Origin of the sequence: Streptomyces sp. NPDC090108 (genome assembly GCF_044747185.1) — a bacterium.
Taxonomy (GTDB): domain Bacteria; phylum Actinomycetota; class Actinomycetes; order Streptomycetales; family Streptomycetaceae; genus Streptomyces.
The window spans coordinates 19896-31778 of the sequence record NZ_JBIVDQ010000007.1; the positions used below are offsets into that span (position 1 = coordinate 19896).

Annotated in this window: 8 protein-coding genes; 7 read left to right on the top strand and 1 reads right to left on the bottom strand. The window is 72.5% G+C overall.

Features of this window, described 5'->3' with window-relative positions; genetic code table 11:
- Positions 1–93: 93 nt before the first annotated feature.
- Entirely contained in the window at positions 94–417 is a 324-nt protein-coding gene (locus tag ACIPRD_RS24120; protein WP_356411073.1) for a bifunctional 3-phenylpropionate/cinnamic acid dioxygenase ferredoxin subunit, read from the bottom strand.
- Positions 418–870: 453 nt separating this feature from the next.
- Between ACIPRD_RS24120 and ACIPRD_RS24125 the strand changes: the two genes are divergently transcribed.
- The 7 genes from ACIPRD_RS24125 (at position 871) to ACIPRD_RS24155 (ending at position 11880) form a co-directional block, all read left to right on the top strand.
- Positions 871–1614 (top strand): IclR family transcriptional regulator, encoded by a 744-nt coding sequence (locus ACIPRD_RS24125; protein ID WP_401566451.1) that lies wholly within the window; start codon positions 871–873, stop codon positions 1612–1614.
- A gap of 472 nt (positions 1615–2086) precedes the next feature.
- Entirely contained in the window at positions 2087–4621 is a 2535-nt protein-coding gene (locus ACIPRD_RS24130; protein ID WP_401565850.1) for an FAD-dependent oxidoreductase, read from the top strand.
- A 22-nt stretch (positions 4622–4643) separates the two neighbouring features.
- The gene (gene solA, locus ACIPRD_RS24135; protein WP_401565852.1) at positions 4644–5801 is read left to right on the top strand and encodes an N-methyl-L-tryptophan oxidase; all 1158 of its coding nucleotides are present in this window, start codon (positions 4644–4646) and stop codon (positions 5799–5801) included.
- Positions 5802–5843: 42 nt separating this feature from the next.
- Complete coding sequence (locus ACIPRD_RS24140; RefSeq protein WP_401565855.1) at positions 5844–7046, top strand: aromatic ring-hydroxylating dioxygenase subunit alpha; 1203 nt, start codon at positions 5844–5846, stop codon at positions 7044–7046.
- A complete protein-coding gene (locus tag ACIPRD_RS24145) occupies positions 7039–8505 on the top strand; it encodes an aldehyde dehydrogenase family protein (protein WP_401565857.1) in 1467 nt (488 codons plus the stop codon). Before ACIPRD_RS24140 ends, ACIPRD_RS24145 begins: the two co-directional genes overlap by 8 nt.
- A 118-nt stretch (positions 8506–8623) precedes the next feature.
- Entirely contained in the window at positions 8624–10216 is a 1593-nt protein-coding gene (locus ACIPRD_RS24150; RefSeq protein WP_356411087.1) for an amino acid permease, read from the top strand.
- A 35-nt stretch (positions 10217–10251) separates the two neighbouring features.
- Complete coding sequence (locus ACIPRD_RS24155; RefSeq protein ID WP_401565861.1) at positions 10252–11880, top strand: GMC family oxidoreductase; 1629 nt, start codon at positions 10252–10254, stop codon at positions 11878–11880.
- Positions 11881–11883: the final 3 nt, after the last annotated feature.

The window sequence follows — 11883 nt, forward strand, 5'->3', positions numbered from 1 at the left end:
TGAGCGGGGGCGTCGGGCGAGAGGCCGCCGGCGGTGCGGCCTGTACCGGTGACACCGGCGCGGGAGAGACCGGGTGCCGGGCGGCGGAGGTGTTCACGCGGCCGTGTCCTCCTCCGCGGTGAGGTGGACGTGGACGACACCCTCGTCGACGGTGACGCGGTGGGTGCGGACGGCACGCCGGGCGGGGAGACAGACCGCTTCGCCCGTGCGCAGGTCGAAGGAGGCCGCGTGCAGCGGGCACTCGACCTGACAGCCCTCGACCCAGCCCTCGGAGAGGGACGCGTCCTGGTGGGTGCAGGTGTCGTCGATGGCGTACAACTCGCCGTCCTCCGTGCGGAACACGGCGACCGGCGGTGTGGTCCCGACACGGACGGACTCCCCCGCGGGGAGGTCTTCGAGGCGGCAGACGGGAATCACGGGCCCCCCTCTCGGTCCGGAACGCTCGGTCCCGGACCTGCTCGATGCAGGCGGTAGGGATGCAGGCGGCAGACGCGGGCGCGCGGACCTCTTCGGGTCCGGGTGACGCCGAGCGGTGACGGGAAGTCGCGGAACGGTGGTGCGGGACGTGCGGAGGGCGCGGAGGCCGGAGAGACCCCCTGGGGGATCCACGTGCCGTCTGCACCCTTCCGGGATCCGGACGCTTCGATAACATGATGTTTCGCATGGCGCACGATCCAGCGCTGTGCGCAACAGAATCCGCGCGGGACGGCTGTCGCGTCAAGGGCTTCCCGCGGATGCGGCCCGAACAGGGCCGCCAGTGGTGGGAGTCGAGCCATGACCCGCACGCAGAGGCGGTCCGACCGCGGCGAGCAGACCGGGGCGGAACCGGGGACCCAGGACAGGCGCAACGGCCGGGGAGCGGCGGGCGCGGTGCAGTCGGTGGACCGCGCGGTGAGCGTGCTGGAGATCCTCGCGCGGCACGGCGAGGTGGGCGTCACCGAGATCGCCGAGGAACTGGACGTGCACAAGTCCACGGCGTTCAGGCTGCTCGGTGTCCTGGAGAACCGCGGCCTGGTGGCCCAGGCCAAGGACCGCGGCAAGTACTACCTGGGAGCCGGCGTGCTGCGCCTGGCGGGGGCCGCGGCCGTGCGGCTGGACATCTCCCAGGAGGGCGTCCCGGTCTGCCGCGAGGTGGCGGACGAACTGGGCGAGACGGTCAACATCGCCGTGCTCGACGACGACGCGGCGGTCAACATCATGCAGGCCCGCGGCACCGCCTCGGTGACCGCGCAGAACTGGCTGGGCAGGCGCACCCCCCTGCACGCCACCTCCAGCGGCAAGGTGCTGCTCGCGCACATGCCCCCGACGCTGCGCGAGGGGCTGCTCGCACGGCCGCTGCCGCGTTTCACGGACCGCACGATCACGGGTCCCTCGATGCTGCGGGCCGAGCTGGAGGCGGTGATCGAGCAGGGGTACGGCGTGACGATCGAGGAGCTGGAGCTCGGTCTCGCGGCCGTGGCCGCGCCGGTGCGGTCGCACGACGGCAAGGTCATCGCCTCGATCAGCGTCTCCGGGCCGGTGTACCGGCTCAACGCGGACCGGCTGCCGGAGATGGCGAAGCGGACGGTGGCGGCGGGGGCCGAACTGTCCCGCCGTATGGGGTACGGCTTCTGACCCGACGGCGGATCACGGCACCCGCAGCGGCCACCGGCCACGGCACCCACGCACCCACGCACCCGGCACCCGGCACCCGGCACCCGCAACGGCGGGGAATCACGCTCCCGGAGCGGCGGCACGGAGCGGCAGGGAGCGGCGCTGCGAGCACGGCGCGGTACCGGGATCCCGGTACCGCGCCGCCGTGTGTCCGGCGGGTTTCGTGCCGCGGGTTCCCTTTGCCAAGGGTTAACGCGCGCCTCTTGACGGCTCCCTGAGGGCCTTCTCAGTATGTTCCCCATCACGCAACCCATCGTGCAATGCGCAACAGCAGAGGAGCCACCACCCCTCCTCCCCGCAGACACGCCTGGCCTCACGCCCTCACGCCCTCACGCCCTCCCGTGCGACCGTCCCGCCGCAGGCCGCGCCCCATGACCCCGTGATCCGCCGCTTCCCCCGACCCGTTGCCATCCCCGCCCGCACAAGGAGGGGCATGTCCAGCACACCGGAAAGCCACCCCGGCACACCCGAAAACCGCTCGGGCACCCCCGAAGCCCGCCCCCGTCCCCCCGGGAACGGTCACCGCGCCTCCGCAGACACCCCCCGTGTCGTCGTCATCGGCGCCGGCATCGTCGGCTGTTCCCTCGCCGACGAGCTGACCGCCCGCGGATGGACCGACGTCACCGTCCTCGAACAGGGACCGCTGCCCGCGCCCGGCGGCTCCACCTCCCACGCGCCCGGGCTCGTCTTCCGGACCAGCCCCTCGAAGACCCTCGCGGAGTTCGCCACCTACACCGTCGAGAAGTTCTCCTCCCTCGATGCCGACGGGGTCCCCTGCTTCCAGCAGGTCGGCGGCCTGGAACTGGCCACCACCCCCGAACGCCTCGCCGACCTGCACCGGCGGGCCGGCTACGCCGCCTCCTGGGGCATCCGCGGAGAGGTCGTCGGCCCGGCCCGCTGCAAGGAACTCTGGCCCCTGCTGGACGAGTCGGTCGTCCTCGGCGGCTTCCACACCCCCGAGGACGGGCTGGCCCGCGCCCTCCTCGCCGCCCGTGCCCAGGCGGACCGCGCCACCGCCCGCGGCGCCCGCTTCCTGGAACGGCACACCGTCACCGGGATCGAACAGCGGGGCGGACACGTCACCGGCGTCGTCACCGACCGGGGCACCTTCCCGGCCGACCACGTGGTCTCCGCGGCGGGATTCTGGGGCCCGGTGATCGGCCGCATGGCGGGGATCGACGTACCGCTGCAGCCTCTCGCGCACCAGTACGCGAGGACGCGGCCGCTTCCCGAACTGGCCGGTGCCGAGGCGGAGGCGACGCGGCCCATCCTCCGCTTCCAGGACCGGGACCTGTACTTCCGCGAGCACCACGACCGCATCGGCATCGGCTCCTACGCGCACCGGCCGCTGCCGGTGGACCCGTTCGAGGTCCCGGCGTACGACGAGGCGCGCGCCCGGGACCTGGAGATGCCGTCCTCGCGCCCCTTCACTCCCGGGGACTGGGCGCCGAGCTGGCGGGACTGCCTGCGGCTGCTGCCCGCCCTGGGCGGCACGGAGATCGAGACGGGCTTCAACGGGGTCTTCTCCTTCACCCCCGACGGGATGCCCCTGCTCGGGGAGGCCCGGCGGCTGCGCGGATTCTGGCTGGCCGAGGCGGTCTGGGTCACCCACTCCGCGGGCGTGGCCAGGGCGGTCGCCGAGTGGATGACCGACGGACGGCCGTCGGCGGACGTGCACGAGTGCGACCTGACACGGTTCGAGGAGGCACAGCGCTCCCCGTCGTACGTGCGTGAGCGCGGGGCCCAGCAGTTCGCCGAGGTGTACGACGTGCTGCACCCCCTGCAGCCGATGGAGCGGCCGCGGCCGCTGCGCGTCAGCCCGTTCCACGCCCGGCAGTCGGAGCTCGGCGCGTTCTTCCTGGAGGGCGGCGGCTGGGAGCGGCCGCACTGGTACGAGGCGAACGCGCCGCTCGCCGAGACCCTCGCTCTCCCCCGGCGGGACGCCTGGTCGGCGCGTTACTGGTCCCCGGTCGCCGCCGCCGAGGCGAAGGCGACACGCGAGAGGGTCGCGCTGTACGACATGACCCCGCTGCGCCGTCTGGAGGTGACCGGCCCCGGCGCCCTCGCCTTCCTCGACCGCATGACCACCAACAACCTGCGCAGGAAGCCCGGCGCGGTCACCTACACCCTGCTCCTGGACGAATCCGGAGGCGTCTGCTCCGACCTCACGGTGGCGCGCCTCGGCCCCGACGACTTCCAGGTGGGCGCCAACTCCCCCGCCGACCTCGACCGGCTGCTCCGCCACGCGCCCGCCGACGTCCACATCCGGGACATCACCTCCGGGACCTGCTGCGTCGGCGTCTGGGGACCTCTCGCCCGTGCCCTCGTCCAGCCGCTGACGGGGGACGACTTCTCCCACGAGGGCTTCGGCTACTTCCGGGCGAAGCGGACCCACGTCGGGCACGTGCCGGTGACGGCGATGCGTCTGAGCTACGTGGGCGAGCTCGGCTGGGAGCTGTACACCACCGCCGACCTGGGGCTCCGCCTCTGGGACACGCTGTGGGAGGCGGGACGGGACCTCGGCGCGGTCGCCGCCGGCCGGTCCGCCTTCAACTCCCTGCGGCTGGAGAAGGGGTACCGCGCCTGGGGCACCGACATGACCGCCGAGCACACGCCGTTCGAGGCCGGCCTCGGCTTCGCGGTCCGCATGGACAAGCCGGAGTTCACCGGCCGGGAGGCGCTGCTCGGCCTGCCCGCGCCGGTCCGCCGGCTCACCCCGCTCCTCCTGGACGACCCGGTGTCCGTGGTGCTCGGCAAGGAGCCGGTCCTCGTCGACGGCGCCCCGGCCGGACACGTGACCAGCGCGTCGTACGGCTACACGCTGGGCCGGTGCGTCGCCTACGCCTGGCTGCCGGCCGGTCTCGCCCCGGGCACCGGCGTGCACATCGAGTACTTCGGCGAGAAGGTCCCCGCGACGGTGGCCGAGGAGCCGCTGTTCGACCCGGAGATGACCCGCATCCGCCGGTGATCCACCCCAGGAGGTCCGTATCGTGTCCCCCACCTACGACGTGATCGTCATCGGGCTCGGCGGCATGGGCAGCGCCGCCGCCCACCATCTGTCCGCGCGCGGCGTCCGGGTCCTCGGCCTGGAGAAGTTCGGACCGGTGCACCACCACGGCTCCAGCCACGGCGGTTCGCGCATCACCCGGCAGTCGTACTTCGAGGACCCCGCGTACGTGCCGCTGCTGCTGCGCGCCTACGAGCTGTACGAGGACCTGGAGCGGGCCACCGGGCGGGACGTCGCCGTCCTGTCCGGCGGGGTCATGGTCGGGCCGCCCGGCTCCCGGACCGTCGCCGGGTCCCTGCGCTCGGCGACCGAGTGGGACCTGCCGCACGAGATGCTGGACGCGAAGGAGATCCGGCGCCGCTTCCCGACCCTCGCTCCCCGCGACGACGAGGTCGCCCTGTACGAGGAGAAGGCGGGCCTGGTCCGCCCGGAGAACATGGTCGCCGCCCACCTCCAGCTGGCCACGCGACAGGGCGCCGAACTGCGCTTCGAGGAGCCGATGGTGCGCTGGGAGCCGTACCGGGACGGGGTGCGGGTGCACACCGCCGAGGACACGTACACGGCCGGGCAGCTGGTGATCTGCCCCGGCGCGTGGGCCCCGCGGCTGCTCACCGGCCTCGGGGTGCCGTTCACGATCGAGCGGCAGATCATGTACTGGTTCCAGCCGCGGGGCGGGACGGAGCGGTTCGAGCCGCGCCGTCACCCGGTCTACATCTGGGAGGACGCCGGGGGCGTCCAGGTGTACGGCTTCCCGGCCATCGACGGACCGGCGGGGGGCGCCAAGGCCGCCTTCTTCCGCAAGGGCCAGGTCACCACCCCGGAGACCATCGACCGGACCGTCCACCCGCACGAGATCCGGGCCATGGCGGACCGGTTGTCGCGCTGCATCCCGGATCTGCCCGGCACCTTCCTCAAGGCCGCCACGTGCATGTACTCGAACACCGCCGACGAGCACTTCGTGATCGCACGGCACCCCGCGCACCCCGAGTCGGTGACCGTGGCCTGCGGGTTCTCCGGGCACGGCTTCAAGTTCGTGCCCGTCGTCGGCGAGATCCTGGCCGATCTCGCTCTCACGGGTGCCACCGCGCACCCCATCGGCCTGTTCGACCCCGCCCGCCTGACCTCCGCGCCCGCCCGCTGAAGCGCCCCGCGAGGCGCACACCACCGAACCAGGAGCACGCCCGTGACGACGTTCCCGGTCTCCCCCGACACCCCTTCCACGGCCGCCCCCTCAGCGCCTCCCGCGCCGCCGGAGGCCCCCGCGAACCCCCTCTCCCCCAGCCTGATCGCCACGCTGCCCGGCCGGTACTACACGGACCCGGACGTCTTCCGGCAGGAGCAGGAGAAGATCTTCGAGTCGATGTGGTTCTGCGCCGTGCGCGCCGCCGACCTGGGCCGCCCCGGGGCGTTCCGCACGGTCCAGGTGGGCCGTGAGAGCGTCGTCGTCGTACGCGGCCGCGACGGCGGACTGCGCGCGTTCCTCAACGTGTGCCGGCACCGCGGGGCCCGGCTGTGCACCGAGGGTCCGGGCGAGGTGCGCCGCAGTCTGCAGTGCCCGTACCACGCGTGGACGTACGACCTCGACGGCAGGTTGATCGCGGCACCCAACTTGATCAAGATGCCCGACGTCGACCGGGACGCGTACGGGTTGATCAAGGTGGCCCTGCGCGAATGGCTCGGCTACGCCTGGGTGTGCCTCGCCGCCGAACCGCCCTCGTTCGAGGACACGGTGATGCGCGCGGCCGTCGAACGGCTCGGCGACGCGGCCGCCGTCGAGCACTACGGCACGGCGGAGCTGGCCCTGGGAAGGCGCGTCACCTACGACGTGAAGGCCAACTGGAAGCTCCTCGTCGAGAACTTCATGGAGTGCTACCACTGCGCGACCATCCACCCCGAACTCACCGAGGTGCTGCCCGAGTTCGCGGACGGGTACGCGGCCCAGTACTACGTCGGGCACGGCGCGGAGTTCGGTGAGGGGATCGAGGGCTTCACGGTCGACGGCAGCGCGGGCTTCGCGAAGCTCCCCGAGGTGAGCGCCGAGCAGGACCGCCGCTACTACGCCATCACCGTCAAGCCGGCCGTGTTCGTCAACCTCGTACCGGACCACGTCATCCTGCACCGCATGTTCCCGCTGGCCGAGGACCGCACGGTGGTGGAGTGCGACTGGCTGTACGCGCCCGGGGTGGTGGCCTCGGGGGCGGACGTCTCGAAGTCCGTGGAGCTGTTCCACCGCGTCAACGTCCAGGACTTCGACGCCTGCGAGCGCGTCCAGCCGGCGATGTCCTCGCGCGCGTACCGCGACGGCGGTGTGCTGGTCCCGAACGAGCACCACATCGGGATCTTCCACGAGTGGCTCCGGGAGAGGCTGGGGGACGGCGATGCCTGACCTGTTCATCGACGGACGGTGGCGCGGCGCTCTGGACGGACGCACCCGTGAGATCCGCTGCCCGGCCGACGGCTCGCTGGTCGGCGTGGTGGACGAGGGCGGCGGCAAGGACACAGCGGAGGCGGTGGCCGCCGCCCGCCGCGCCTTCGACGCCGGCCCGTGGCCGCACACCGACCCGCGGGAACGGGGCGACCTGCTGCTGCGGGTGGCGGACCTGCTGGCCCGTGACAAGGACGCCCTGGCCCGCGCCGAGTCCCTGGACACGGGCAAGCGGCTGGTGGAGAGCGCCTACGACGTCGACGACGTGGTGAACTGCTTCCGCTACTTCGGGCGGCTGGCCGCCGACGACACCGGACGGGTGATCGACACCGGCCGGGCGGACGTGGACAGCAGGGTGATGCACGAACCGGCCGGTGTCTGTGCCCTGATCACGCCCTGGAACTACCCGCTGCTGCAGGCCGCGTGGAAGGTCGCGCCGGCCCTCGCGGCGGGCGACACCTTCGTCCTGAAGCCGAGCGAGCTGACCCCGCACACCGCGGTACGGCTGGTCCGGCTGCTGGAGGAGGCGGGGCTGCCGCCGGGCGTGGCCAATCTCGTGCTGGGCGCCGGCCCGGAGGCGGGAGCACCGCTCGGCGAGCATCCGGACGTCGACCTGGTCTCCTTCACCGGCGGCCTGGAGACGGGGCGCCGGCTGATGGCGGCCGCGGCCGGCACGGTGAAGAAGGTCGCCCTGGAACTCGGCGGCAAGAACCCGAACATCGTCTTCGCGGACGCCGGTCTCGACGCGGCTCTCGACATGGCCCTGACCGCCGTGTTCCTGCACTCGGGGCAGGTGTGCTCGGCCGGGGCCCGGCTGCTGGTCGAGGACAGCCTGCACGACCGGTTCGTGGACGAGCTCGTGGCGCGGGCGGGGCGGATCCGGCTCGGCGGCCCGTTCGACGAGCGGGCGCAGGCCGGGCCGCTGATCTCGGCGGCGCACCGGGCGAAGGTCGAGGCGTACGTCGCGCGGGGGCTGGCGGAGGGCGCGGTGCTGCGCTGCGGCGGCGCCCGGCCCGAAGGACCGGACCACGACGGGGGTTTCTACTATCCGCCGACGGTCCTGGACGAGTGCGTGAGCGGCATGTCGGTGGTCCGGGAGGAGTCCTTCGGGCCGGTGCTGACCGTCGAGCGGTTCACCTCCGAGGAGGAGGCGGTCCGGCTGGCGAACGACACCGTGTACGGGCTCGCCGGCGCCGTGTGGACGCGGGACGAGGGCAGGGCGGCCCGTGTCGCGGCCCGGCTGCGGCTCGGCACCGTGTGGATCAACGACTACCACCCCTATGTGCCGCAGGCCGAGTGGGGCGGTTGCAAGCAGTCCGGTACGGGCCGCGAACTCGGGCCCTCGGGTCTCGCCGAGTACCGCGAGACGAAGCACATCTGGCGCAACACCGCGCCGGCGCCCCAGGGCTGGTTCGACTGACCCGGTTCCGGCCCCCGCTCCCCGACCGCACCCGCACCCGCACCCGCACCCGCACCCGCACGAGCCTCCCTCTTCCCTTTTCAGGCCCACCCTTCCCCGGCCCACGAGGAGTCAGCTCATGACAGCCACCGAGCACACACCAGGCCCCCGGCGGCCGGACCGGCCGAGCGGTCCGCACGACGACGCCGAGCTCGCCGAGTTCGGCTACCGGCCCGAACTCAAGCGCACCCTCGGCAATTTCCACACCTTCGCCGCCGGGATCAGCTACATCTCGATCCTCACCGGCACCTTCCAGCTGTTCTACTTCGGTTACGGCAGCGGCGGCCCCGCCTACTGGTGGTCCTGGCCGCTGGTGTTCGCCGGCCAGTTCGCGGTGGCCCTGTGTTTCGCCGAGCTGGCGGCCCGCTATCCGGTGGCGGGTTCGGTCTACAACTGGTCGAAGAAGATCGGCAATCCACATCTGGGCTGGCTGGCCGGGTGGATGATGCTGATCGCGTCCATCGTGTCCATCGCGGCGGTCGCGCTGGCCTACCAGCTGACGCTGCCGCAGATCTCCTCCTTCTTCCAGTTCGTCGGGGACGGCACCGGCAAGTACGACGTGGCGACCAACGCGGTCGTCCTGGCGACCGTACTGATCCTGTTCACCACGCTGGTCAACGCTTTCGGCGTCAAGCTCATGGCGACGATCAACACGGCCGGCGTGTTCATCGAGCTGATCGCCACTGTGGTGTTGATCGTCCTGTTCGCCGTCCACATCACCCGTGGTCCTCAGGTCGTCCTGCAGACGAACAACACCGGATCGGGTCACGGCGCGGGGTATCTGGGTGCCTTCCTGGTGGCGTCGCTGGCGTCGGCGTACGTCATGTACGGCTTCGACACGGCGGCCTCCCTCGGTGAGGAGTCCCTGGACCCCTCCCGCAACGCCCCGCGCGCCATCGTGCGCGCGATCGTCGCCTCGTTCGTGCTGGGCGGACTGGTGCTGCTGCTGGGGCTGATGAGCGTCTCCACCCTCAAGGGCGACAAGCTCTCCACGGACGGCCTCCAGTTCATCGTGCTCGACGTCCTCGGCCCGACGGCCGGCAAGGCGATGCTGTGGTGCGTGCTGATCGCGGTGACGGTGTGCGCGCTGGCCGTGCACACGGCGGCGATCCGGCTGGCGTTCGCGATGGCCCGGGACAACAACCTGCCCGCCTCCTCGCTGGTGGCCCGGGTCAGCCCGCGCTTCCGGACCCCCGTGCTGCCGGCCGTGGTCATCGGTGTGCTGGCGCTCGCGATCCTCGTGGTCAACATCCGCCAGCCGCAGATCTTCACGGTCGTCACCAGCATCGGCATCGTCATGATCTACCTCGCCTACCTGGGCGTCACGGCCCCCATGCTGGTGGCTCGGCTGCGCGGCGCCTGGCGGCCGGCGGGCGACGGCAGGTTCTCGCTGGGCCGCTGGGGACTGCCCGTCAACCTCGTCGCGGTGGTGTGGGGCGCGGTCATGACGGTCAACCTGATCTGGCCCCGCTCCTCCGTGTACAACGCGAGCGCGCCGTACCACTGGTATCTGCGCTGGGGCGCGGTGCTGTTCGTGGCCGTCATCGCGGGCGGCGGGTTCGCCTACTACTGGTTCGTCCAGCGTCACCGGACCGGGGTGCTCGCCGAGCACCGCCTGGAGACCGGGGCGGCCGGCCCGGCCGCTCCCCTCGCCGCCCCGGCCGCCGACTGATCCCGGCTCTCCCCGCTCCCAGGAGGGAACTGCTCATGCTCAACGACGAAACCGCGGCGGACACCGAGACCGCGTCCGCGGTGTCCGCCGTATCCCAGGCGTCCGCCGCGTCCGCCCTCTGCGGCGAGTTCGACTACGTCGTCGTCGGCGGCGGCACCGCGGGCAACGTCGTGGCGGCGCGGCTGTCCGAGGACCCGTCCGTGACGGTGTGCGTCCTGGAGGCGGGCCCGAGCGACGTCGGCGACGAGGACGTGCTCAGGCTGGAGCGCTGGATGGGCCTGCTGGAGTCCGGCTACGACTGGGACTACCCGGTCGAGCCGCAGGCCGGCGGGAACAGCTTCCTGCGGCACGCGCGCGCGAGGGTGCTGGGCGGCTGTTCCTCGCACAACTCCTGCATCGCCTTCTGGGCGCCGGCGGAGGACCTGGACGACTGGGCGGCCCGGGGCTGCACCGGCTGGGGCGCCGCCGACCTGTTCCCGCTGTACCGCCGGGTGGAGAACAACGACGCGCCGGGCGACCACCACGGCCGCTCGGGCCCGGTGCGGCTGCGCACGCTCAAGGACGAGGACCCGTGCGGCACGGCCCTGCTGGAGGCCTGCGCGCAGGCCGGGATACCGAGGGCGGCGTTCAACACCGGGCGCACGGTGGTGCGCGGGGCGGGCTGGTTCCAGATCAACTCCGACGAGGACAACATCCGCCAGTCCTCGTCGGTGGCCTATCTGCACCCGGTGCTGGGCAGGCGGCCGAACCTGGACGTGCGCACCGGGGTGCGGGCGAAGCGGCTGGTGCTGGAGGGGCGCCGGTGCGTGGGCGCCGAGTACCTGGATCCGGACCTGGTGCACACCCGTACCGTACGGGCCCGGCGGGAGGTGATCGTGTCCTGCGGGTCGATCGACTCCCCGAAGCTGCTGATGCTGTCGGGGATCGGCCCGGCCGGGCATCTGCGCGAGGTCGGCGTCGAGGTCGCCGTGGACACGCCGGGCGTCGGCGAGAACCTCCAGGACCACCCCGAGGGCGTGATCATGTGGGAGGCGCGGCAGCCGATGACCACCACGTCCAGCCAGTGGTGGGAGGCGGGCGTCTTCTACGACACCGAGCCCGGCCTGGACCGGCCGGACCTGATGTTCCACTACGGCAGCGTGCCGTTCGACATGAACACCGTGCGGTGGGGCTATCCGACCTCGGAGAACGCGTTCTGTCTGACGCCCAACGTGACGAAGGCGAAGTCGCGCGGCACGGTACGGCTGCGGACGCGGGACCACCGGGACAAGCCGAGGGTGGATCCCCGGTACTTCACCCACGAGCACGACGTGCGGGTGATGACGTACGGGCTGCGGCTCGCGCGCCGCATCGCCGCGCAGCCCGCGCTGAGCGGCTGGGCGGGGGCGGAGCTGGCCCCGGGGCCGGACGTGCGCACCGACGACGAGCTCCTGGAGTACATCCGCAGGACGCACAACACCGTCTACCACCCGTCCTGCACGGTGCGGATGGGCGCCGACGGCGACCCCTCGGCCCCGCTCGACGCGCGGCTGCGGGTCAAGGGGGTCGAGGGGCTGCGGGTGGCCGACGGGTCGGTCATGCCCGACCTGATCGCCGTCAACCCGTGCATCACGACCATGGTGATCGGCGAGAAGTGCGCCGACATGATCAAGGAGGACGCCTGACCG

What these genes read in the sequence shown, in the direction of transcription:
- ACIPRD_RS24130 (WP_401565850.1), top strand. Translation starts at nt 2,087, where the DNA reads ATGTCCAGCACACCGGAAAGCCACCCCGGCACACCCGAAAACCGCTCG.
- ACIPRD_RS24145 (WP_401565857.1), top strand. Translation starts at nt 7,039, where the DNA reads ATGCCTGACCTGTTCATCGACGGACGGTGGCGCGGCGCTCTGGACGGA.
- ACIPRD_RS24150 (WP_356411087.1), top strand. Translation starts at nt 8,624, where the DNA reads ATGACAGCCACCGAGCACACACCAGGCCCCCGGCGGCCGGACCGGCCG.
- ACIPRD_RS24155 (WP_401565861.1), top strand. Translation starts at nt 10,252, where the DNA reads ATGCTCAACGACGAAACCGCGGCGGACACCGAGACCGCGTCCGCGGTG.